The sequence below is a fragment of the Arthrobacter crusticola genome (assembly GCF_004357995.1).
Lineage (GTDB): Bacteria > Actinomycetota > Actinomycetes > Actinomycetales > Micrococcaceae > Arthrobacter_D > Arthrobacter_D crusticola.
The window spans coordinates 291762-312917 of record NZ_SMTK01000001.1; the positions used below are offsets into that span (position 1 = coordinate 291762).

Genomic DNA, 21156 nt, shown 5'->3' on the forward strand with positions numbered 1-21156 from the left:
CGTGGTGCCGGCGCTAGCCGGCGATCGAGCGGCCCACGGTCTCGCGCATGATTTCGCTTGTGCCGCCGAAGATGGTCAGCAGGCGTGCGGCGAGGAAAGCCTGCGACACGGGGTACTCAAGAATGTAGCCGTACCCGCCGTGCAGCTGGAGGCAGCGGTCGGTGATGGATTTGACCCGTTCACTGGCCCAAAGCTTGACCCGGGCGGCGGAGACGGCGTCGAGCCGGCCCTCGTTGAAGGCCGTCATGGCCGAATCCACGTAGGTTTCGGTGACTTCGACCTCGGTGAGGATGTCGGCGAGTTCGAACCGGGTGTTCTGGAAGTCCAGGATCCGTTCGCCGAACGCGTTGCGTTCGCGGGTGTAGGTGAGGGTCTGGGTGTAGATGGCGCGGGCGACGGCGGCCGATGCCACCGCGATGCCCAGGCGGCCCTGGGGGAGCTGCTCGAGGCTGTAGCGCAGGCCCGAGCCGACCTCGCCCACCACGTTGTTGCCGGGAACCCGCACCTTGTCGAAGAACAGTTCGGCGGTGTCCGAGGCCTTCAGGCCCATCTTGTCCAGCTGCCGGCCGGTCGAGTAGCCCTCGGTCTTCTCCACCATGAACAGCGTGAAGGAGTCGCTGGCGCCGCGGCCGCTCCCTCCGTCGGTGCGCGCGAGCACGAGCGAGGCATCGCCGGTGATGCCGTTGCCGATGAACGTTTTCTGTCCGCTCAGCAGCCAGTCGTCGCCGTCGCGGACGGCCTTGGTACGGATTCCGCGCAGGTCGCTGCCGGCGCCGGGTTCGGTCCACGCGACCGAGGTGACCTTCTCACCCGAGACCATGGCGGGCAGCCAGCGCTCCTTGAGGTCGTCGGAGCCGTAGGCCAGCAGGTGCGGCAGAACCATGTCGTCGTGGAGGTGAAAGGCCAGACCGACGGCGAGGTGGTTGCTCCGGGCGAACTCCTCGTCCAGGACGGCCCGGAACCGGTAGTCCGACATTCCGGCCCCGCCGAACTCCTCGGGCACGGCCATCCCGAGCAGGCCCTGCTCGCCGGCGGCTTCCCAAAGCCTGCGCGGCATGCGGTGCTCCCGGTCCCACTCCGCGTAATGCGGGGCGACCTCCCGGACGTTGAACTCGCGGGCAACTTCGCGGAATAGCTCGTGATCTTCTTCGAACACTCGGCGCTCCATGCGGCACTCCTCAGCGGTGTCAATGGCTCGGTTCCTTCGCCTGCCGGCAAAGCCCTGAAAAAACAACTGCCGCCCCGGAGGATCTCCGAGGCGGCTCGTTGTGCCGGCCGTTGAAACGACCGGCCTCTTCGGGTGAGTAACGGGGGTTGAACCCGCGACCTCCTGGACCACAACCAGGCGCTCTGCCAACTGAGCTATACCCACCATGCAGCCTTTTCGTTCCCCGGCCCGGTCTGCGCTCGGGCCCCGGATCGATTCGCTAAAGGCAGCGGAAACAAGTTTACACACTTTTTCGGATGCTTTTGCCACCACCCGTTCCGGCGCGGCCGAGCAGGCACCCGGTCCGGCCGATCAGGCGTCCAGTTCCTGCGCCAAAGCCTTGCTCGCCGCCGAATCCGGGCCGGGGCTCGGCACGAAGACGGCCCGCCGGTAGTAGCGAAGCTCACGGATCGAGTCCTGGATGTCTCCCAGCGCGCGGTGTCCGCCGAGTTTGGCCGGGGCCTGGAAGTAGGCGCGGGTGAACCACCGACGTGCCAGTTCCTTGATCGTGGAGACGTCGATGATCCGGTAGTGGAGGTGCTCGATGACCCGGGGCATGTCCCGGGCAAGGAAGTTGCGGTCCGTCCCGACCGAGTTGCCGGCCAGCTGGGCCTTCCGCGGCTCCGGCACCCATTCCTGGATGTACGCGAGGACCTTCTCCTCCGCCTCCTCCATGGACATCCCCTCAGGGAGCTCCTCCAGCAGGCCGGAGGTGGTGTGCATGGTGCGGACGAAGTCACCCATTTGGGCCAGGGCTGCCGGGTCCGGAGCGATGACGACGTCGACGCCGTCGCCCAGAACGTTCAGCTCCGAGTCGGTGACCAGGACCGCCACCTCGATGAGGGCATCGGTTTCGAGGCTGAGGCCGGTCATTTCGCAGTCGATCCAGACGATGTGTTCATTTGAGATTGGCACCCGACCAATGTACCGCTGACGGGGCCCGGCCGCGGCGATCCGGTACCCCCGACGGGGGCATCCGGGAGCGGCAGCGGGGGTCCCCGGCCCGGCGCCGGTGACGGCGTTCACCGGGCCGGGCCGAGCGGCGCCGGTGCTAATATCGAGGCAGTCTGGGCGGGATCCCCGCGGACGGCCGGTCCGGAATCGTCGGGCCACCCGGTCCGCTCATGGGGAACCACCGGGTGCCCGGTCGTTCCGTTCCGTCGTCCGATCCGGTGCCGACCGCGGGTCTTGGTGCGTCCAGCCCCGCCAGTGCCGACCAACGATTGGATACCCGTAGATGACCGCCCAGGTCCCAGTCACTGAGCCCTCGTCGGCGCCGCGCGTCGACCGGCCGAACACGGCGATCCTCCAGGGATTCATCGGTTCGCTGCTGATGTGGGCCGGATCCCTCGGGGTCGGGTGGCTTTCCCTGGCCTCGGTCGAACTGCGGCGGATTCCCCTGATCATCTGGCTGAGGTTCGAACCCGCCGGCGCCGTGGTGTCGGTGCTGGTCCTGGCTGTGGGCGGGATGCTGCTCGTCCGGTCCTGGCTGCGCCTCGGGCAGCGGCTGCACGGCTGGGGGCCGGAAACGCGCCCCTACGTGCTCAAGGCCGTAATCGCCTGGGCGGCGCCGATGGCGGTGGCGCTGCCGCTGTTCAGCCGGGACGTCTTCGCGTACATCGCCCAGGGGCAGGTGATGGTCGCCGGCCTCAACCCGTATCGGGACGGCTATTCGCAGATTTCGAACTATCTGCAGATCGGCGCCGACGATCTCTGGGCGCAGAGTCCAACCCCCTACGGGCCGGTGTTCCTCTGGCTCGAGGAGCTGGTGGTCCGCATCACCGCCGGGCAGCCTGACTTCTCCATCATCCTCTTCCGGGTGATCGCCCTGGCCGGGGTGGCGCTGTGCGTGCTGATGGTGCCCAAACTCGCCGCGCTTCACGGCATCAACGCGAACCGCGCCCTGTGGCTGACCGCCGCCAATCCGCTGTTCCTCACGAACTTCGTCGCCTCGATCCACAACGATGCGCTGATGCTGGGCCTGGCGCTCGCCGGCCTGTACCGGGCCGCTGTCCACCGCCCGCTCTGGGGCATCCTCCTGGTGACCCTCTCGGTCGCCATCAAGCCCATCACCCTTCTCTTCCTGCCGTTCATCGGACTGATGTGGGCCGGCAAGGGAGCGTCCTGGAAGCGCAAGTTCGCCTACTGGGGCATGACCGCCGGAATGTCGCTTGGCCTGCTGTGGATCCTGGGGCTGATCAACGGGTTCGGCTTCGGCTGGGTGGGGGCGCTGAGCACACCGGGGAGCATCTGGATCTGGTATGCACCGATCGGCTACCTCGGGCTGGTGGTCGCCACCCTCGCCGGAGCCCTCGGGCTGGACGGGTGGTTCCTGGCCGACCTTGTGCACAAGGCGGCGCGGGTCGCCTCGCTGGTCATTATTGCCCACCAGATTTTCATCGGCAGCCATGCACGCCTCGTGCGCAGGCTGGCCGTGGCGCTCGCCGCCGTCGTCCTTCTGGCGCCCATCATCCAGTCCTGGTACGTGGTGTGGCTCATCCCACTGTTTGCCGTGACCGGAATCCGCGAGGACTGGCAGGTGAAGACCCTGTACTTCACCGTCTCCTTCTTCATGATCTACGCCATTTCGGACCAGCTGGACATCTTCCCCTACTTCGAACTCAGCCTGACGGTGGCACGCCAGATCGCCGCCGTGGTGGCCTTTGCCTTCGCCTTCTATCTGGTGTTCCTCGACCCGCGCACCAAGGTCCTCTTCCGCCGGCGGTTCCGTCCACGGGGTCCGGGAATGCTGCGCTGAGGACAGCGCATTCCGGGTTCGGCCGGACCGTGGCCGGGCCGCGGCGGCGTCCCCCGGCATGCGGTCACCGCAATCAGCGGTAATACTTGAAGGATGACCGAACTCGAAGAAACCCTGTTCCGCGGCGAATATGAGATCACCGAATGGGACCCCCAGCCCTACCAGGTGGAGGGAAGCAGCTGCGAGCTGTCCCGGGTGCGGGCAGTAAAGGTGTTCACCGGGGAGATCTCCGGCACGAGCACCGCCGAACTTCTCATGGCCGGCAATAACCTCGGTGCCGGATACGTCGCCTCCGAGCAGTTCACAGGGTATGTGAGCGGACGATCAGGCTCGATGACTGTGCAGCACTGGGGCGTTGCGGAGGGCTCCGAGGCCGCGGCCTCCGGGCACATTGTGCCGGGCTCCGGAACAGATGGGCTCGCCGGGATCTCGGGCAAGGCCACCTTCTCGCAGGACCCCGATGGGCAGCACCGGCTCGAGCTGAAGGTCTCCTTCGGACCCACGGACTAGGTGGCGGTGCGCGACCCCCGGCAGCAGATCTCTCCGGACGGCCCCGCACGGCATAGTAAACTGGCAGTGCTGCCTCCGTAGCTCAGGGGATAGAGCAGGGGCCTTCTAATCCTCTGGTCGCAGGTTCGAATCCTGCCGGGGGCACTTCCGAAAGCGGCCTGAACCGGCCTTCCGCCCGGTCGGGCCGCTTTTCGTTAATGTCGGGCCGCAATGCCGGGTCGTTGTCTGACACTCGCTGACCGTCGGCCCGGTCCGGCTACTCCGGCCTAGCTGCCTGCCGAGGCCTGCAGGACGATTCCATTGCCGTCGGGGTCGTTGAACTGCACGAACCGGCCCCACGGAGCAGCCTCTATTCCGCCGGGGATGTCGACACCGGCGGCCCGGAACCGGGTGACGTCGCCGTCGAGATCGCCCGTCTCCAGGACGATCCCCTTGAGGGACCCCGGGGGCATGGTGGGGAACCAGGTGACCAGGGTCATCGCCGTCTGGGCGCCGGCCGGTGAGACCATCACCCAGCGCATGTCCGGTCCCATCTGGGTATCGGCTACGAGCTCGAGGCCGAGGACGCCGACATAGAAGTCGCGGGCGCGGTCCTGGTCCGAGACGGGAATTGAGAAGAGCTGAACCTTGTCGATTGCCATGGCTCGATTCTTGCACCCGGGTCGGTGCCATCCCGCCCGGCGCGGGTCGGACCGGCGCTGGTGGTGCAGGATTCAGTTCGTCAGCCCGGCCAGCTGCCCCCGGGCAGCCTCCGCCATCAGGTCCGAGCCCTTCCGGTTGGAGTGAATCCCATCGTTGCTGAGCCCGGCGCGCCACGACCCGTCGGTCGCCGCCACCGGGGTGTAGACATCGAGCAGGGGCATGCCCCGGGCCTCCGCGGCGGTCCTGAGCAGCCGGTTCAGCTCGACGGCGAGGGCAGGCTGCGTTTCCGACGGCGGCACGAGGGCAGCGACGGGCGCCGCGCCGCGTGCGGTGATGCCGTCCCACAGCACGCGCACGCCCTCGGCGGCCTGTTCGGGGGACCGCCCCTTCCGGATGTCGTTGGTTCCGGCCTGAACCACCACCAGGTCCGCCTGGTGGGCCGCCGCATCGAGGCGGTCGACCAGGGCCACTGTCTGCGCCCCGGGGTGGGATTCGTACGCCCCGAGCCGAAGTCCGGGCACGGTGCCAGCAACGACCGTCTGGCGCCACCACGAATGCTTCCCGTAGGCGTGGGAGTCCGAGAGGATGCCGATGGTCCGTGCGGTGGACGTACCCGCGGCTGCCGTGCGGGCGTTGGCGGGCCCAGTGCCGGCGGGCAGGGCGGCCGCGTCCCGGCGGGTGGACCGGCGGCGGGCCGTCCGCCGTCGAAGCGCGGCTTGAAAGGCGATCAGTGCCACTGCCGCCGCGGCTCCTGCAGCGGGCAGGATCCCGGGTCGGCGGGTTCGTCCAGCCATAGTGTCCCCTTTGCAGCTCGGGTGTTTCCCCATGCTAACTTCCGGCGCCCCACCCGGGTGTGCGGGGAAAAGCCAGCCCAGGGGAGAGCCAGTGCCTCGCAGATGTCCACATACGCGGGCCGCCCCGACCCAACCCTCCTGGACCTGGGGAGACTGAATCAGGGCCGGCGCTCGGCCGGCCCCGGAGGTTCCGGTCGGAAGGAACAACGATGAACGAGACCATCACGGTGCGTGGATATGTTGCCACGGAGGTGCGGCTGGCGCTCACGCCCAGCGGCCTGCCGATCGCGGGGTTCCGCATGTGTACGACCGAACGGCGCTACGACCGGGAGGCTGGGGCCTGGGTCGACGGGCACACGAACTGGTACTCGGTCTCGATGTTCCGCCAACTCGCCACCAACGCTTCGGCGAGCCTGAAGAAGGGCGACCGGGTCGTCGTCTTCGGACGGCTAAAGGTCCGTCCGTGGTCAAAGGAAGACGGGCGGACCGGAACCTCGGTGGAGATCGACGCGGAGTCCGTGGGCCACGACCTGATGTGGGGGACTGCAGCGTACCGGAGGAGTTCCGCGGAGAAGACCGAGAATATCGAGAAGACCCAGGAACCCGGGGACGGGGCGGAGGAGGCGGTGCCGGAGGGTGTCGACCCTGCCACTGGACAGATCCTTGATGCGCCCGACAATCTGGGCACCACTCAAGGCTCCGACGAAGGACAGGGGCCGGAAGGCGGGGAGGCCGACGTGGCAGACGTGGCAGACGGTGGAGGAAGGTCGGCTGCGAAAGCCGGCGCCGCGCGCTGATACGGGATGGATGACTCATTCGCGGAATGTGAGATATGCCGTGCCACGCACTAGCCTTGGTGGTATGGCGGAATTTATCTACACAATGACCAAGGCCCGCAAGGCCGTCGGCGACAAAGTGATCCTCGACGACGTGAGCATGTCCTTCTTCCCCGGCGCAAAGATCGGCGTGGTCGGCCCGAACGGTGCCGGTAAGTCCACCATTCTCAAGATCATGGCCGGTCTCGACACCCCCTCCAACGGCGAAGCCCGCCTGAGCCCCGGCTACACCGTCGGGATCCTGCTTCAGGAGCCCCCGCTGAACGAGGAAAAGACGGTGCTCGGCAACGTCCAGGAGGGCGTCGCGGAAATTTACGGCAAGATCGAGCGTTTCAATGAAATCTCCGAAGAGATGGCGAACCCGGACGCGGACTACGACACGCTCCTGACCGAGATGGGACAGCTGCAGGAGGCTATCGACGCCGCCGACGCGTGGGACCTCGACTCCCAGCTCGAGCAGGCCATGGACGCCCTGCGCTGCCCGCCGCCGGACGCCGACGTCACGGTGCTCTCCGGTGGTGAGCGCCGCCGCGTCGCCCTGTGCAAGCTGCTGCTCCAGAAGCCGGACCTGCTCCTGCTCGACGAGCCGACCAACCACCTTGACGCCGAAAGCGTGCTCTGGCTCGAGCAGCACCTCTCCGCCTACCAGGGCGCCGTGCTGGCCGTCACCCACGACCGGTACTTCCTCGACCACGTCGCCGAATGGATCGCGGAGGTCGACCGCGGTCACCTCTACCCCTACGAGGGCAACTACTCCACCTACCTGGAAAAGAAGCGGGCCCGCCTCGAAGTCCAAGGTAAGAAGGACGCCAAGCTTTCCAAGCGCCTCACCGAGGAACTCGAATGGGTGCGCTCGAACGCCAAGGGCCGCCAGACCAAGTCCAAGGCCCGCCTGAACCGCTACGAGGAGATGGCGGCCGAGGCGGAGCGGACCCGGAAGCTTGACTTCGAAGAGATTCAGATCCCGCCGGGACCGCGCCTGGGCAGCCAGGTCATCGAGGCGAAGAACCTGCGCAAGGGCTACGACGAGCGCGTGCTCATTGACGGGCTCTCCTTCTCGCTGCCGCGCAACGGCATCGTGGGTGTCATCGGGCCCAACGGTGTGGGTAAGACCACGCTGTTCAAGACCATCGTCGGCCTCGAGCCGCTTGACGACGGCGAGCTGCGCATCGGTGAGTCGGTCAAAATTTCCTATGTTGACCAGTCCCGCGGCGGAATCGATCCGAACAAGTCCCTGTGGGAGGTCGTCTCGGGTGGTCACGACTTCATCCAGGTCGGCCAGGTCGAGATGCCGTCCCGGGCCTACGTCTCCGCGTTCGGCTTCAAGGGCCCGGACCAGCAGAAGAAGGCCGGTGTGCTCTCCGGTGGTGAGCGCAACCGCCTGAACCTTGCCATGACCCTCAAGCAGGGCGGCAACCTGCTGCTGCTCGATGAGCCCACCAACGACCTCGACGTCGAAACGCTCTCGAGCCTCGAGAATGCGCTGCTCGAGTTCCCGGGCTGCGCCGTCGTCGTCTCGCACGACCGGTGGTTCCTTGACCGGGTGGCCACGCACATCCTCTCCTATGAGGGCACCGAGGCCGAGCCGGACAGGTGGTACTGGTTCGAGGGTAACTTCGACGCCTACGAGGAGAACAAGATCGAGCGGCTCGGTCCCGACGCGGCCAAGCCGCACCGGGTCACCCACCGCCGCCTGACCCGCGGCTAAGCGGGCAGTCGGCGGCAGACGCCGGCCGGCTCCGGTCGGCGCCGGGGTCCGCCCAAAGGCAGGCCGCACGAAGGACCAACGCAGAAGGACACGGACCGTTCGGTCCGTGTCCTTCTGCGTTGTGCTGGGGCCGGTGCGGGCGGAGGTGTCATCCGGGCGGGGAACGGGATGCCCAGCCCGTCCGGGAAGCCTCGGTACTCAGCCCTCCCGGGGGACGCGGACCATGCCCTCCTGCGCCACGCTGGCCACCAGGTCCCCGGCCCGGTTGTAGATTTTCCCGGCGGCCAGCCCGCGGGCGCCCGAGGCGCTGGGGGAGCTCTGCACGTACAGCAGCCATTCGTCGACCCGGACCGGGCGGTGCCACCACATGGCGTGATCGAGGCTGGCCACGCTCATTCCGGGATGGATCCAGCTCAGCCCGTGCGGCCGCAGGATCGGCTCGAGCAGCGTGTAGTCGCTCGCGTAGGCCAGGGCCGCGCGGTGCAGCCCGTCGTCATCGGGCATCGGGCCGAAGGTCTTCATCCAGACGGCGTTGCGCGGCTCGCGGACGCCGTCATTGCTGACGTAGAGCGGGGAGTCGAGGTGGCGGACATCGAAGGGGCGGTCGAAGGCCCAGGCCCGCGCCACCGGGTGGTCAAAGCCGCCCAGCAGGTCGGCGGTGCTCGGCAGCGATTCGGGGTCCGGCACGCCCGAGGGCATCGCGTCCTGGTGGTTCAGGCCCTCGTCGGGCTCCTGAAAGGAGGCGATCATCGAAAGGATCGGCACGCCGTCCTGGTAGGCGTGCGTCCTCCGGGCGGAGAAGGACCTGCCGTCACGAAGGCGCTGCACGCCGAAGGTGATGGGCAGGTCGGCGTCGCCGGCCCGCAGGAAGTATGCGTGCATCGAGTGCACTTCCCGGGTGGGCTCGACGGTTCGGATCGCTGCGATGAGCGACTGGCCCAGTACCTGGCCACCGAACACCCGCTTGCCCGGCTGGGGGGCCGAGGTCCCAACGAAGATGTCCTCATCGGTCTGAGCGCCATCGGCGCTGCTCAGGTCGAGCAGGGACAGCAGCGAGTGCGTGGGGTCGGTGCGGGGCTCTGCGGCCATGGGGCGGTTTCTCCTCGGGGCGGGTGCGTTCTCCGGATCCTCGGCGTAGGCTTCCGGGCCTACTGCTGACCTTAGACGCACCGGCACCGGCGCCTCAAGGCGGCACCGGGCGGCCCGGTTGGAGGTTCCGTCGAATGGTCCGCAGGCGGCGGGTTTGAGAGGATGGATCCATGCCCCGCACCCTCCCAGTCCTTCCCCCGCCGCGCTCCCGCGATGGCGATACCAACGCACGCCCCGCCACTGTCGTCCATTTCCCCACTTCTTCCGGCGGACGGCGGGCACATCAGTGACAGCGTCAGCGGAGTCAACGCACCTGATTTTCCCCGACGCGCAGGTGTCGGCCGACCTGCGCACCTTCACGTCGCGGGCGCGGGCGACCGACGACGGCGCCGTACGGCTGCAGGCCTCGGGATCCGTCCTGGCGGCCTACGTCTGCATGCTGCGCCCCGCGGTGCTCGGCGAGGCGATCCCCACGGTGCTCGGACTGCGCACCATGCCCCTGGCGGAGCCGGCCCGGGTCGATGTGACGGTGGCGCTTGCCTCGGTCTCCGACCGCCTGGCCCGCATGCGGGATGACGTCGTCTTCACCGTGCCGACGGTCACCTTGCGGCAGAACTGGGCCGGGGTGCTGCCGCCCCGTTCCGGCTGGCAGCCCGCCGGAACGCTCGCCACCGACGCACTTGAAGAGGCGGCGAGGGCCGGGATCGCCGACGTCGCCGGCAGTCTTCCCGACCGCGCGGGGGCGCTGATGGTCAACAACCGGCGCGGCACGGTGTGGGGGAGGGCGATCCCCGGTGCTCCGGCCGACCTGCCGGCGGGGGCCGCCTTCGGCGCCTTCGCCCTAGGGTTCCTCGTCGACGGTGAAACCCCGTCGCTGTTCACCAGCGGCCGGTGGACCCGGCTGAGCACGTCGCGGGGGCATGTGCTGGTGCGCGCCGCCGCGGTGCTCTAAGCGCCTCGAGAGCCAGGCCTGCCGCCCCGTCGGTCCTCGGGATCCTGGGTGCGATTCCGGCCACCCTCGAGGACTGAGCACTGACCGCCGAATGGTCGTGTCGCCGGCAAGTAGTGCGTCCTCGACGCCGCGGGGGAGAAGGTCAGGCCGGGTCGGCGGCGTTCACCATGGACTGCGCGGCCCGGTCGAGGTAGTCCCACAGGGTCGCTTCGTGAAGGGGAGCGAGGTCCAGGGAGTCGACGGCGGTGCGCATATGGCGCAGCCAGGCGTCCCGGGCCTTCGGCGTGACTTGGAAGGGGATGTGGCGCATGCGCAGCCTCGGGTGTCCGCGCTGCTCGCCGTAGGTCTTCGGCCCGCCCCAGTACTGCTCAAGGAACAGCAGCAGGCGCTCCTTGGCGGGCCCGAGGTCCTCCTCCGGGTACATGGGCCGCAGGATCTCGTCCTGGGCCACGCCGTCGTAGAACACGTCGATCAGTTTCACGAAGGTCGGGTGGCCGCCGACCGCCTCGTAGAAGTTGTAGTCGGGCTGGGTGAAGCCCCGCCCGACCTGAATGACCCTCTCCGCCGGCAGGGGCGGGCGGCCCGGTGTCAGCGGAATGGTCTCCTGGAGCAAGGGCTCTGGTTCGGTCATGGCTTCTCTCCTGCCGATTCCGGCTGGTCCGCCGGCGCCGGCTCGATGTAGTTTCCCTGCGAGCGGTTGCCCACCTTGGTGATGTCGCCGTTGCGCACGTACCAGATGGCGCCGTTCGCATCGACCATGCGGGTGATGCGCAGTCCGACGGACTGCACCACGCCCACGGTCTCGCCGATCTCGATGGTGTCCCCGATGCCGTACTGGTCCTCGATGGTGATGAAGAAGCCGAGGAACGCGTCCCGGATGACCTCCCGCGCGCCGAAACCGATGGCGATGCCGACGATCCCGACGCTGGCGAGGATCGGGCCGATGTTCAGGCCGAGTTCCCCCAGCGCCATCATGATGGCGACGGTGGCAAGGCTCACGGCGGCGACGCTGGTGAGGAGCCCGCCGATGGTTTCGGCCCGCTGGCTGCGCCGGCCCGTATCCAGTGAGCGGAGCACGGGCTGCGCCCAGCGGAAGTGGGGCTTCTTGAAGACGCTGTACCCGTTCCGGACCCGGGTCACCGAGCGGTGCACCAGGTAGCGGACGATGAGCCAGAGGAGGAGGGCGGCGATCAGGATGACGACGGCGCCGATGACACGCCCGCCATAGCCGAGCTCCGGAAAAAGATGCATGCCGGTGTTTACTGCTTCCTTCGTGGGTGCCGCGGGCCGGCTCCCGCCCGGTGCGGGGGCCCGGCGGCGCTGCTGTTACTAGGCTACCGCCGGGTCCGCCAGGACCGTGACGGGCTCATGGTCGACCGGGAAGTTCACCGAACGGGCGATGAAGCACGTCGCAGCGGCCCGGGCGTGAAGTCCGGTGGCCTTTTCGACATCCTCCGGTGAGGCGACCGTCACCCGGGGACGGAGGAGAACGCGGGTGAATTCGCCGGTGCCGTCGCGGTTGAGCCGCATAAAGCCTTCGGCGTCGTCGTCGTAGGCGGTCACTGTCACACCCGCCTTCACCGCCACATGGAGGTAGGACAGCAGATGGCACTGGGACAGTGCGGCCAGGAGCAGCTGCTCCGGGTTCCACCGGTCCTTCTGGCCATGGAAGGTCGGATCGGCGGTGCCCGGAAGGAGCGGCAGACCGGGGGCGGTGACCTCGTTCTCCCGGCTGTAGTCCCGGTAGCCCGAGGTGCCGGTGCCGAGGTTCCCCGTCCACTTCACCGCCACGTTGTATCGATGTTCGGAGAGGTTCACGGCTACCGGTCCACGGCCTGGGCGCGCAGCGCCCGCTGCACGCCGTCGCGGTTCTCCAGGATCAGGCGCCGCAGCGACGGAATCTCGTCACCGAGTTCGGCCAGGAATGCGTCGGTCCTCTCGAGGGTATCCTGCGAGACGAGCCGGGAGGGGTACAGACCGACGACGATCTGCTGGGCGATCTCGTAGGTGCGCGAGTCCCAGACCTCCCGGACCGAGTCGAAGTACTTCGCGGCGTACGGCTCGAGCAGCGCGGTGTCGTGGACACGGGTGAAACCCTGGATCGCCGACCGCTGGGCGGCGTTGGGCAGGTCACTGCGCTCCACGATGGCGCTCCAGGCATCGGCCTTGGCCTCCGCGGTCGGCACTGCGGCGCGTGCCTGGGCGGCCGCGAGCTGGCCGGTCGCGGTGGAGTCGGCGGCGAGCTCGGCATCGATCTTCTCTTGGCCGTACCGGCCTCCGGCGACGAGGGAGGTGAGCAGCTCCCAGCGGAGGTCCTGGTCAACCGTCAACCCTTCGGGAACCGACGTGCCAGTCAGGATTGCCTCGACAACGTCGAGCTGGGCATCGGTGCGGGCGTGGGTGGCGAAGGCCTTGATGAACTGCAGCTGCGAGTCCGAGCCGGGCCCTGCCGCCTCGGAGAGCTCAAGCAGGCTGTCGGCCACGGCGTCGCTCATCGCCTGCCGGTCCTCGGGCTTGACGTAGAAGGTGAGGGTGGCGGCCAGCTGGCGGAGCAGCACCAGGACGACCGAGGAGTCCGATTCCTCCCCGATGTTCTGCATGATCAGTTCGACGTAGTTCCGCGCCGGCGTCTCGCCGTCCCGCGCCGCATCCCAGGCCGAACCCCACACGAGGGTGCGGGCCAGCGAGTCGGCGAAGTGCCTCAGATGCCGGATGGAGGTGCGCAGCGACGCCGGATCCAGGCGGATCTTGGCGTAGGCGAGGTCGTCGTCGTTCAGCAGGACCAGGGCGGGCCGGCGCTGCCCGAGGGCTTCGGGCACCTCGGTGCGTTCGCCGTCGACGTCGAGCTCCATGCGGGCCACCCGGGTCAGCCGGCCCTCGTCGTCGAGGTCGTAGAAGCCGACCGCGAGGCGGTGGGGACGGATGGTCGGGTAGTCCTCGGGTGCGGACTGGGCGATGGAGAAGGCGGTGATCACGCCGTCCTCGTCCACGGTGAACTCGGGGCGCAGGGTGTTCACGCCAGCGGTCTCGAGCCACAGGGAGGACCACTGGGTGAGGTCGCGCCCGCTGGCCTTTTCGAGCTCGACGAGCAGGTCCTTGAGTTCGGTGTTCTTCCAGGAGTGCCGGGAGAAGTATTCCCGCACGCCCTCCATGAACTTTTCCTGGCCCACCCAGGCGACCAGCTGCTTGAGCACCGAGGCGCCCTTGGCGTAGGTGATGCCGTCGAAGTTCACCTGGACGTCATCGAGGTCCTTGATCTCGGCGACGATCGGGTGAGTGGAGGGCAGCTGGTCCTGGCGGTACGCCCAGGACTTCTCGAGCGAGGCGAATGTGGTCCAGGACTGGGTGAACTCCGTCGCCTCCGCGGCGGCGAGGGTCGACATGTACTCGGCGAAGGACTCATTGAGCCACAGGTCGTTCCACCACTTCATGGTGACGAGGTCGCCGAACCACATGTGCGCCAGCTCGTGAAGGATGGTGATGGCCCGGCGCTCCACCGTGGCCTCCGGGACGCGGGAGCGGAAGACATAGGTCTCCACGAAGGTCACCGCGCCGGCGTTTTCCATGGCCCCGGCGTTGAACTCCGGGACGAACAGCTGGTCGTACTTCTCGAAGGGGTAGGGCGTGCCGAACTGCTTCTCGTAGAACTCGAACCCCTGGCGGGTGAGCTTGAAGATGTTTTCGGCGTCGAGGTGCTGCATGAGGGACCGGCGGGCGAAGACCCCAAGCGGGATGGTGCGTCCGTCGGCGCTGGTCAGTTCGCTGCGCACCGCCTGGTACGGCCCGGCGATCAGGGCCGTGACGTAGGAGGACATGACCGGCGTCGGCTCGAACGACCAGGTGGAGCGTGCCGGCTCCTCGCCGGCAGCGGCTGCGGCGACCGGCTCGGGGGTGGGCGAGTTGGAGATGACATCCCAGTGCGGCGGCGCGGTCACCGTGAAGCGGAAGGTCGACTTGAGGTCGGGCTGCTCGAACACCGCGAACACGCGCCGGGAGTCAGGAACCTCGAACTGGGTGTAGAGGTAGACCTCACCGTCCACCGGGTCGACGAAGCGGTGGAGCCCCTCGCCCGTGTTCATGTACAGCATGTCGGCGTCAACGACGAGCTCGTTGGAGGCGGCGAGGTCCGGCAGGGCGATGCGGTGCCCGTCGGCGACCGAGGAGGGATCGAGTTCCACGCCGTTGAGGCTCACGCGGTGCACCGTGTCGGTCACGGCATCGATGAATGTTGAGGCACCCTGGACCGCATCGAAGCGGATCACCGTCCTCGATCCGAACACGCGCTCCCCGCGCATCAGGTCGAGGTTGATGTCGTAGGAGTGGACTTGCAGGAGTTCGGAGCGGACGCTGGCTTCGCTGCGCGTCAGGTTCATGCCGGGCAAGGGGTCGCCTCCAGGGTGGGGAACAAGGACGCCGCGTCGGGGTCGCCCTGCGCAGCGTTTCGTATTCTCTCACTTTTTCCTTTTATCCACCTCCCTTCGGGCGCCCCGGCAGCACGCTGCCGGGGAGCGGGGAAGCGGGCGGAGGCCGGGCAGCGGCACCGGGGGAGACGGGGCGGCGGTGGCGTAGCAGTAGGCTAGAAGGCGGAATCACCCCCGACCGAACGGATTGCTCATGCGTGTCCACCTCGCCACAGATCATGCAGGGATGGAGCTCAGCGCCCACCTTGTCGGCCACCTCGGCGCCGCCGGCTACGACGTGGTCGACCACGGCCCCACCGAGTACGACCCCGAGGACGACTACCCACGCTTCTGCATCAACGCGGCCCTCGCCGTCGTCGCCGACCAGGCCGCAGGGGTCGAGGCGCTCGGGATCGTCCTGGGCGGGTCCGGCAACGGCGAGCAGATCGCTGCCAACAAGGTGCGCGGCATCCGCGCCGCCCTGGCCTGGAACCTCGACACCGCCCGGCTTGCCCGCAACCACAACGACGCGAACATCATCGCCGTCGGCGGACGCCAGCACAGCGTCGAGGAGGCGACCTCAATCATCGAGGCGTTCCTCGCCGAGCCGTTCAGCAACGACAGCCGCCACGTGCGCCGCATCGGCAAGATCGCCGACTACGAAGCCACCGGGGACGTCCCCGAGTAGGCCCGGCGGCCGCCCCACGGGAGCGCACACAAAAACACCCGGACGTTCAAGACGTCCGGGTGTTGTCGTTTCCGAGGGGATGACGGGAATCGAACCCGCGTAATCAGTTTGGAAGACTGAGGCTTTACCATTAAGCTACATCCCCGGAGTCCGGGCCTCAGAGGCTCTCCGGAACGCATATAACTACACCACAGGTCGGGTGCAATCGCCAAATGTGCAACGGGGGTCAAAGTTACGTAGACTGGCTCTCGCACTCTCGGGGTGTAGCTCAGCTTGGTAGAGCGCCTGCTTTGGGAGCAGGAAGTCGCAGGTTCAACTCCTGTCACCCCGACTCCGTATGTCGAAGACCCTAGTATTTTCGGATGCCGGGTCCTCGTTTTTCAATACGGAAACTATCCCAATCACTCAGGAGTCCTACGCTGTGAAGAGCGCTGTCGAAAACCTTTCCCCCACGCGGGTGAAGCTCAATGTCGAGGTCCCGTTCGAGGAACTCAGGCCGAACATCGACGCGGCTTACAAGACGATCGCCGGTCAGGTGCAGGTTCCTGGATTCCGCAAGGGCAAGGTTCCCCAGCAGCTCATTGACCAGCGCGTTGGCCGCGGCTACGTCATCGAGACCGCCGTCAATGACGGGCTTGACGGGTTCTACCAGAACGCCGTCAAGGAAACCGGAATCCGGCCGCTGAGCCGCCCCGAGGTCGAGATCACCGAGGTTCCGGACCCCGCCAAGAAGGACGGCCAGCTCGTCTTCACCGTTGAGCTGGACATCCGCCCCGAGATCGAACTGCCCGACTACTCGGGCATCGAGGTCACCGTCGAGGCCGCAAAGGCATCGGACGAGGACGTCGACAAGGCCGTGGACGAGCTGCGCAGCCGCTTCGGCACGCTCAACTCCGTCGACCGCCCGGCCAAGGACGGGGACTTCCTGACCATCGACCTCAGCGCCAAGATCGACGGCGAAGAGGTCGACTCCGCTCAGGACCTCTCCTACCAGGTCGGCGCCGGCACCATGCTTGAGGGCATGGACGAGGCCGTCACCGGCCTGAGCGTCGATGAGTCCGCCACCTTCGCGACCAAGCTCGCCGGCGGCGAGCACTCCGGCGCCGACGCCGAGGTCACCGTCACCGTCAAGGCCGTCAAGGAGCGCGAGCTTCCCGAGGTCAACGACGACTTTGCCCAGCTGGCCAGCGAGTTCGACACTGCAGCCGAGCTGCGCGAGGACCTCGCCAAGCGCGCCGCCGAAAGCAAGATCGTCGACCAGGGCGTCGAAGCCCGCGACAAGGTCCTCGACAAGCTGGTCGAGATGATCGAGGTGCCCGTCCCCGAGGCCGTCATCACCGAGCAGCTTGAGCAGCACTTCAAGCCCGAGAACGCCGGCAACGCCGGCGAGGAGCACGACACCGAGGAGCACCGTGCGGAGGTGCGCACCAACACCGAGCGCGCCTTCCGCAACGAGATCATCCTCGACACTGTTGCCGAGAAGGAAGAGGTCTCGGTCAGCCAGGCCGAACTGATCGACTACATCGTCTCGACCGCCAGCCAGTACGGCATGGAACCGAACCAGTTCGCCCAGATGCTCGACTCCAGCGGCCAGGTGCCGATGATCGTCGGAGAGGTCCGCCGCCGCAAGGCCCTGGCCAAGGTTCTCGAACTGGCAAAGGTCACCGACTCCAACGGCGACGCCGTCGATCTCACGGACTTCGTGCGGCCCGGTGCCGACGACACCGAGACCGTCGAGGTCGAGGACACCGTCGAGGACGCGCCCGCCGCCGAGGTCACCGAGGGCGACGACGCGCAGCGCGCCTGATTCCGTTTCACCAGCGTGAAAAGACGCCGCGCCCTTCGGGGCGCGGCGTCTTTTGCGTTGCCCAGGCGGCCCCGGTTCCGGCCCGGAATGTCCCGCCCGGGCTGGTGCGCCGTCAGCGAACAGTTCCCGGAGCAGCAGCAAAAATTCGCCGGGCCGGGTTAGTGTCCAATGTGAGACAAACGGACGGGCAGCCCCTTTCGGGGAAGCGCCCGCCAGAGTGAGAGGTTAACGAGAATGGCAACCGAACCAACCACCCCCAGCATGGCGACCGCCGATCCGGGCGGACGTGATGACTACATCTTCAACCGGCTCCTCAAGGAGCGCATTATCTGGCTCGGTTCCGAGGTGCGGGACGACAACGCGAACGTCATCTGCTCCCAGCTCCTGCTGCTCTCGGCGGAGGACCCGGAGCGGGACATCTTCCTGTACATCAACTCGCCCGGCGGCTCGGTGACCGCGGGCATGGCCATCTACGACACCATGCAGTTCATCCCGAACGACGTGGTCACGGTCGCAACCGGCCTCGCGGCCTCGATGGGCCAGTTCCTGCTGTCCTCCGGCACCAAGGGCAAGCGCTACGCCACCCCCCACGCGCGCATCCTCATGCACCAGCCCTCCGGTGGCATCGGCGGCACCGCCTCCGACATCCGCATCCAGGCCGAACTGATCCTCCACATGAAGCGGGTCATGGCTGAGCTGACTGCCGAGCAGACCGGCCAGAGCGTCGAGACCATCCTCAAGGACAACGACCGCGACAAGTGGTTCACGGCCCAGGAAGGCCTCGAGTACGGGTTCTTCGACCACATCTCGGCGCACGCCGGCACGGTGTCCGGCGGCGGCGGAACCCACCGCCCGTAAGTGCCTGCAGTTTCCTACCTTTCACAGCCTTTCCACCAGGAGACCCTCATGAACACCAATTTCTCGGCCACGGCCGGGTCGCAGGCACCCCAGATGCCCTCAAGCCGCTACATCCTGCCGCAGTTCGAGGAGCGCACGCCCTACGGCTTCAAGCGCCAGGATCCGTACACGAAGCTGTTCGAGGACCGCATCATCTTCCTCGGAACCCAGGTCGACGACGCCTCCGCCGACGACATCATGGCCCAGCTGCTCGTGCTCGAGTCCACCGACCCAGAGCGCGACATCACCCTGTACATCAACTCGCCCGGCGGGTCGTTCACGGCCATGACGGCGATCTACGACACCATGCAGTTCATTCGTCCGGAGGTGCAGACGGTGTGCCTCGGGCAGGCCGCCAGCGCCGCCGCCGTCCTGCTGGCCGCCGGTGCGCCCGGCAAGCGCCTGGCGCTGCCGAACGCCCGCGTCCTGATCCACCAGCCTGCCCTCTCGGGCGGGCAGGGCGGACAGGCCTCCGACCTGGAAATCCAGGCCAACGAAGTGATGCGCATGCGCACCTGGCTCGAGGACACCATCGCCCTGCACAGCGGGCGCGACACCGAACAGGTCAACCGCGACATCGAGCGCGACAAGATCCTCACGGCGGCCGAGGCCGTCACCTACGGTCTCGTCGACGAGGTCCTGACCTCGCGCAAGATGGTCCAGCCGATGATCAACACGCCGTAATCTCCACCGGCCGCTCCCGGCCGCCGATGCCCGTAGTGCCAGGTTTGGCACTACGGGCATTTTGGTACTGATTCGCGGGATCATGTGGCCTAGAGTGGAAACAGCATCCAAGTACCACGTAAGGGGACTGACACATGGCTCGCATTGGTGAGAGCGCGGATCTGCTGAAGTGCTCTTTCTGTGGAAAAAGCCAGAAGCAGGTGCGGAAGCTCATTGCCGGCCCCGGGGTCTACATCTGCGATGAATGCATCGACCTCTGCAACGAGATCATCGAAGAGGAGCTCTCGGAGGTCGCGGACCTCGGCACGTTCGAACTGCCCAAGCCCCGCGAAATCTTCGACTTCCTGCAGGAGTACGTGGTGGGCCAGGAGCCCGCCAAGCGTTCCCTGGCCGTTGCCGTCTACAACCACTACAAGCGGATCCAGTCCGGCAGCGCCCCGCGCACGGCCGGAACCCTCACTGGCGCAGCCGGTGCCGAGGAAGTGGAGATCGCCAAGTCCAACATCCTGCTGATCGGGCCGACCGGCTGCGGCAAGACCTACCTGGCCCAGACCCTCGCCCGGCGGTTGAACGTTCCGTTTGCCGTGGCCGATGCGACGGCCCTCACGGAGGCCGGGTATGTCGGGGAGGATGTCGAGAACATCCTCCTGAAGCTGATCCAGGCCGCGGACTATGACGTGAAGAAGGCCGAGCAGGGCATCATCTATATCGACGAAATCGACAAGATTTCGCGGAAGAGCGAAAATCCCTCGATTACCCGCGACGTCTCCGGCGAGGGCGTCCAGCAGGCCCTGCTGAAGATCCTCGAGGGAACCGTGGCGTCGGTTCCGCCGCAGGGCGGACGCAAGCACCCCCACCAGGAGTTCATCCAGATCGACACGACCAACGTGCTGTTCATCGTCGCGGGCGCCTTCGCCGGCCTCGAGGAGATCATCGGGTCGCGTGCCGGCCGGAAGGGGATCGGGTTCGGTGCGCCGCTGAGCTCACTGAAGAACGAGGAAGTCAGCTACGGCGACGTCATGCCCGAGGACCTCCTGAAGTTCGGGCTGATCCCGGAGTTCATCGGCCGGCTTCCGGTGATCACGACGGTGACCCACCTTGACCGTCCGGCGCTCATGCAGATCCTCACCGAGCCCAAGAACGCCCTCATGAAGCAGTACCAGAAGATGTTCCTGCTCGATGGCGTCGAACTGTCCTTCGACCCGAAGGCGCTCGAAGCGATCGCCGACCTCGCCCTGGAGCGGGGAACGGGCGCCCGCGGGCTGCGGGCCATCATGGAGGAAGTGCTGCTGCCGGTCATGTTCGACCTGCCAAGCCGTGACGATGTCGCCTCGGTCGTCATCACCGCCGATGTCGTCGCCAAGCGCGCCGAGCCGACGCTGATTTCGCACGACGTCGTCGCCAAGCGCCGCACCAAGTCGGCCTAGTCCCCATTCCCATCCCGTAGAAAAACCGCCAATACCCGGCATCGGCGCCGTGCCCTGAGGGCACGGCGCCGTTCTTATCTGCCGCGGTTCGCCGCGAACAGAACTGTCCCAACCCCAAAAAGGAGTATCCCCATGCAAGATTCCGTAGCCGAGAAGGCCGACTTCTGGTTCGACCCGGTGTGTCCGTTCGCCTGGGTGACATCCCGGTGGATGGGTGAGGTGCAGCAGGTCCGCAGCATCAGCATCGACTGGCACGTGATGAGCCTTTCGGTGCTGAACGAGGGCCGCGATCTTCCGGCGGACTACCGGAGCCTTATGGACTCGGCCTGGGCGCCGGTGCGTGTCCTGATCGCGGCGGAGACGCTGCACGGCGCCCAGTACACCAAGCCTCTCTACGATGCCATGGGCACCCGGATCCATGTCGACGGAAACCGGGACTTCGAACTGGTCATCAAGGAATCCCTCGCGGAGGTGGGGCTTCCCGATGAGCTGGCGGACTATGGTTCGACGGACGAATTCGATGCCAGGCTGCGGGCTTCGCACCAGGGGGCCATCGACCGGGTGGGGGACGACGTGGGAACTCCGGTCGTCGCCTTCAACGGCACCGCCTTCTTCGGCCCGGTCCTCACCCGCATCCCCCGGGGGGAGGAAGCCGGCCGAATCTTCGACGCCGCCGTGCAGCTCGCCTCGTTCCCCGGCTTCTTCGAGATCAAGCGCACCCGCACCGAGGCCCCCAGCTTCGAGTAGGCGGTCGACG

General features: G+C 67.2%; 20 protein-coding genes and 4 tRNA genes. 13 read left to right on the forward strand and 11 right to left on the reverse strand.

Going from position 1 to position 21156, the window contains the following annotated elements; translation table 11 throughout:
- Positions 1 to 13 precede the first annotated feature (13 nt).
- The 3 genes from E2F48_RS01320 to orn all read right to left on the reverse strand — a co-directional run bounded on the left by E2F48_RS01320 (position 14) and on the right by orn (position 2122).
- Entirely contained in the window at positions 14 to 1168 is a 1155-nt protein-coding gene (locus E2F48_RS01320; RefSeq protein WP_133402218.1) for an acyl-CoA dehydrogenase family protein, read from the reverse strand.
- A 131-nt stretch (positions 1169 to 1299) separates the two neighbouring features.
- Positions 1300 to 1372 (reverse strand) — tRNA-His (locus E2F48_RS01325).
- Positions 1373 to 1519: 147 nt separating this feature from the next.
- On the reverse strand, positions 1520 to 2122 hold the full coding sequence (gene orn, locus E2F48_RS01330; RefSeq protein WP_133402219.1) for an oligoribonuclease: 603 nt from the start codon (positions 2120 to 2122) through the stop codon (positions 1520 to 1522).
- A gap of 322 nt (positions 2123 to 2444) precedes the next feature.
- Between orn and mptB the strand changes: the two genes are divergently transcribed.
- The 3 genes from mptB (at position 2445) to E2F48_RS01345 (ending at position 4619) form a co-directional block, all read left to right on the forward strand.
- Complete coding sequence (gene mptB, locus E2F48_RS01335) at positions 2445 to 3965, forward strand: polyprenol phosphomannose-dependent alpha 1,6 mannosyltransferase MptB (RefSeq protein ID WP_133402220.1); 1521 nt, start codon at positions 2445 to 2447, stop codon at positions 3963 to 3965.
- Positions 3966 to 4058: 93 nt separating this feature from the next.
- Positions 4059 to 4475, forward strand: a complete 417-nt coding sequence (locus E2F48_RS01340) for a DUF3224 domain-containing protein (RefSeq protein WP_133402221.1) — start codon at positions 4059 to 4061, stop codon at positions 4473 to 4475.
- 71 nt (positions 4476 to 4546) lie between these two features.
- Positions 4547 to 4619 (forward strand) — tRNA-Arg (locus E2F48_RS01345).
- A 122-nt stretch (positions 4620 to 4741) separates the two neighbouring features.
- Here E2F48_RS01345 and E2F48_RS01350 read toward each other — a convergent pair.
- Both E2F48_RS01350 and E2F48_RS01355 read right to left on the reverse strand, forming a co-directional pair.
- Positions 4742 to 5116, reverse strand: a complete 375-nt coding sequence (locus E2F48_RS01350) for a VOC family protein (protein ID WP_133402222.1) — start codon at positions 5114 to 5116, stop codon at positions 4742 to 4744.
- A 72-nt stretch (positions 5117 to 5188) separates the two neighbouring features.
- Positions 5189 to 5911 (reverse strand): SGNH/GDSL hydrolase family protein, encoded by a 723-nt coding sequence (locus tag E2F48_RS01355; RefSeq protein ID WP_165968663.1) that lies wholly within the window; start codon positions 5909 to 5911, stop codon positions 5189 to 5191.
- Between the two features lie 209 nt (positions 5912 to 6120).
- On the opposite strand from E2F48_RS01355, the gene ssb reads away from it, so the two are divergent.
- Together ssb and ettA are read left to right on the forward strand one after the other, a co-directional pair.
- The gene (ssb, locus tag E2F48_RS01360) at positions 6121 to 6708 is read left to right on the forward strand and encodes a single-stranded DNA-binding protein (RefSeq protein WP_133402224.1); all 588 of its coding nucleotides are present in this window, start codon (positions 6121 to 6123) and stop codon (positions 6706 to 6708) included.
- 64 nt (positions 6709 to 6772) lie between these two features.
- A complete protein-coding gene (gene ettA / locus E2F48_RS01365; protein ID WP_133402225.1) occupies positions 6773 to 8455 on the forward strand; it encodes an energy-dependent translational throttle protein EttA in 1683 nt (560 codons plus the stop codon).
- 198 nt (positions 8456 to 8653) lie between these two features.
- Here ettA and E2F48_RS01370 read toward each other — a convergent pair whose 3' ends face one another.
- A complete protein-coding gene (locus tag E2F48_RS01370) occupies positions 8654 to 9544 on the reverse strand; it encodes an acyl-CoA thioesterase (protein WP_133402226.1) in 891 nt (296 codons plus the stop codon).
- A 286-nt stretch (positions 9545 to 9830) separates the two neighbouring features.
- Here E2F48_RS01370 and E2F48_RS01375 point away from each other — a divergent pair, with 286 nt between their 5' ends.
- Positions 9831 to 10496 carry a DUF8185 domain-containing protein gene (locus E2F48_RS01375; RefSeq protein WP_246018464.1) on the forward strand — a complete coding sequence of 222 codons (666 nt, stop codon included), beginning with the start codon at positions 9831 to 9833 and terminating at the stop codon, positions 10494 to 10496.
- A 142-nt stretch (positions 10497 to 10638) separates the two neighbouring features.
- Here the strand turns inward: E2F48_RS01375 and E2F48_RS01380 are convergent, their stop codons facing one another.
- From E2F48_RS01380 to pepN, 4 genes are all read right to left on the reverse strand, one after another.
- The gene (locus tag E2F48_RS01380; RefSeq protein ID WP_133402227.1) at positions 10639 to 11127 is read right to left on the reverse strand and encodes a globin; all 489 of its coding nucleotides are present in this window, start codon (positions 11125 to 11127) and stop codon (positions 10639 to 10641) included.
- The gene (locus E2F48_RS01385) at positions 11124 to 11747 is read right to left on the reverse strand and encodes a mechanosensitive ion channel family protein (protein WP_133402228.1); all 624 of its coding nucleotides are present in this window, start codon (positions 11745 to 11747) and stop codon (positions 11124 to 11126) included. Before E2F48_RS01385 ends, E2F48_RS01380 begins: the two co-directional genes overlap by 4 nt.
- A gap of 78 nt (positions 11748 to 11825) precedes the next feature.
- Positions 11826 to 12314, reverse strand: coding sequence for an OsmC family protein (locus E2F48_RS01390; protein WP_133402229.1), 489 nt, complete (start codon positions 12312 to 12314; stop codon positions 11826 to 11828).
- Between the two features lie 2 nt (positions 12315 to 12316).
- Positions 12317 to 14869, reverse strand: a complete 2553-nt coding sequence (gene pepN / locus E2F48_RS01395) for an aminopeptidase N (RefSeq protein ID WP_133402230.1) — start codon at positions 14867 to 14869, stop codon at positions 12317 to 12319.
- 241 nt (positions 14870 to 15110) lie between these two features.
- On the opposite strand from pepN, the gene E2F48_RS01400 reads away from it, so the two are divergent.
- Complete coding sequence (locus tag E2F48_RS01400) at positions 15111 to 15584, forward strand: ribose-5-phosphate isomerase (RefSeq protein ID WP_133402231.1); 474 nt, start codon at positions 15111 to 15113, stop codon at positions 15582 to 15584.
- A 74-nt stretch (positions 15585 to 15658) separates the two neighbouring features.
- Here E2F48_RS01400 and E2F48_RS01405 read toward each other — a convergent pair.
- Positions 15659 to 15729: transfer RNA gene (locus E2F48_RS01405), tRNA-Gly, on the reverse strand.
- 112 nt (positions 15730 to 15841) lie between these two features.
- Here E2F48_RS01405 and E2F48_RS01410 point away from each other — a divergent pair.
- The 6 genes from E2F48_RS01410 (at position 15842) to E2F48_RS01435 (ending at position 21146) form a co-directional block, all read left to right on the forward strand.
- A tRNA-Pro gene (locus E2F48_RS01410) sits at positions 15842 to 15915 on the forward strand.
- 90 nt (positions 15916 to 16005) lie between these two features.
- Positions 16006 to 17391 (forward strand): trigger factor, encoded by a 1386-nt coding sequence (gene tig / locus E2F48_RS01415; protein ID WP_133402232.1) that lies wholly within the window; start codon positions 16006 to 16008, stop codon positions 17389 to 17391.
- Between the two features lie 261 nt (positions 17392 to 17652).
- Positions 17653 to 18249 (forward strand): ATP-dependent Clp protease proteolytic subunit, encoded by a 597-nt coding sequence (locus E2F48_RS01420; RefSeq protein WP_133402674.1) that lies wholly within the window; start codon positions 17653 to 17655, stop codon positions 18247 to 18249.
- Positions 18250 to 18297: 48 nt separating this feature from the next.
- A complete protein-coding gene (locus tag E2F48_RS01425; protein ID WP_120165387.1) occupies positions 18298 to 18972 on the forward strand; it encodes an ATP-dependent Clp protease proteolytic subunit in 675 nt (224 codons plus the stop codon).
- A 134-nt stretch (positions 18973 to 19106) separates the two neighbouring features.
- Positions 19107 to 20399 carry an ATP-dependent Clp protease ATP-binding subunit ClpX gene (clpX, locus tag E2F48_RS01430; RefSeq protein WP_133402233.1) on the forward strand — a complete coding sequence of 431 codons (1293 nt, stop codon included), beginning with the start codon at positions 19107 to 19109 and terminating at the stop codon, positions 20397 to 20399.
- Between the two features lie 132 nt (positions 20400 to 20531).
- Positions 20532 to 21146 (forward strand): mycothiol-dependent nitroreductase Rv2466c family protein, encoded by a 615-nt coding sequence (locus tag E2F48_RS01435; protein ID WP_133402234.1) that lies wholly within the window; start codon positions 20532 to 20534, stop codon positions 21144 to 21146.
- Positions 21147 to 21156: the final 10 nt, after the last annotated feature.

Bases quoted from the DNA above. Each gene is read 5' to 3' on its own strand.
- E2F48_RS01320 (WP_133402218.1), bottom strand. From the start codon at position 1,168: ATGGAGCGCCGAGTGTTCGAAGAAGATCACGAGCTATTCCGCGAAGTT.
- mptB (WP_133402220.1), top strand. From the start codon at position 2,445: ATGACCGCCCAGGTCCCAGTCACTGAGCCCTCGTCGGCGCCGCGCGTC.
- E2F48_RS01340 (WP_133402221.1), top strand. From the start codon at position 4,059: ATGACCGAACTCGAAGAAACCCTGTTCCGCGGCGAATATGAGATCACC.
- E2F48_RS01350 (WP_133402222.1), bottom strand. From the start codon at position 5,116: ATGGCAATCGACAAGGTTCAGCTCTTCTCAATTCCCGTCTCGGACCAG.
- E2F48_RS01355 (WP_165968663.1), bottom strand. From the start codon at position 5,911: ATGGCTGGACGAACCCGCCGACCCGGGATCCTGCCCGCTGCAGGAGCC.
- ssb (WP_133402224.1), top strand. From the start codon at position 6,121: ATGAACGAGACCATCACGGTGCGTGGATATGTTGCCACGGAGGTGCGG.
- ettA (WP_133402225.1), top strand. From the start codon at position 6,773: ATGGCGGAATTTATCTACACAATGACCAAGGCCCGCAAGGCCGTCGGC.
- E2F48_RS01370 (WP_133402226.1), bottom strand. From the start codon at position 9,544: ATGGCCGCAGAGCCCCGCACCGACCCCACGCACTCGCTGCTGTCCCTG.
- E2F48_RS01380 (WP_133402227.1), bottom strand. From the start codon at position 11,127: ATGACCGAACCAGAGCCCTTGCTCCAGGAGACCATTCCGCTGACACCG.
- E2F48_RS01385 (WP_133402228.1), bottom strand. From the start codon at position 11,747: ATGCATCTTTTTCCGGAGCTCGGCTATGGCGGGCGTGTCATCGGCGCC.
- pepN (WP_133402230.1), bottom strand. From the start codon at position 14,869: ATGAACCTGACGCGCAGCGAAGCCAGCGTCCGCTCCGAACTCCTGCAA.
- E2F48_RS01400 (WP_133402231.1), top strand. From the start codon at position 15,111: ATGCGTGTCCACCTCGCCACAGATCATGCAGGGATGGAGCTCAGCGCC.
- E2F48_RS01420 (WP_133402674.1), top strand. From the start codon at position 17,653: ATGGCGACCGCCGATCCGGGCGGACGTGATGACTACATCTTCAACCGG.
- E2F48_RS01425 (WP_120165387.1), top strand. From the start codon at position 18,298: ATGAACACCAATTTCTCGGCCACGGCCGGGTCGCAGGCACCCCAGATG.
- clpX (WP_133402233.1), top strand. From the start codon at position 19,107: ATGGCTCGCATTGGTGAGAGCGCGGATCTGCTGAAGTGCTCTTTCTGT.
- E2F48_RS01435 (WP_133402234.1), top strand. From the start codon at position 20,532: ATGCAAGATTCCGTAGCCGAGAAGGCCGACTTCTGGTTCGACCCGGTG.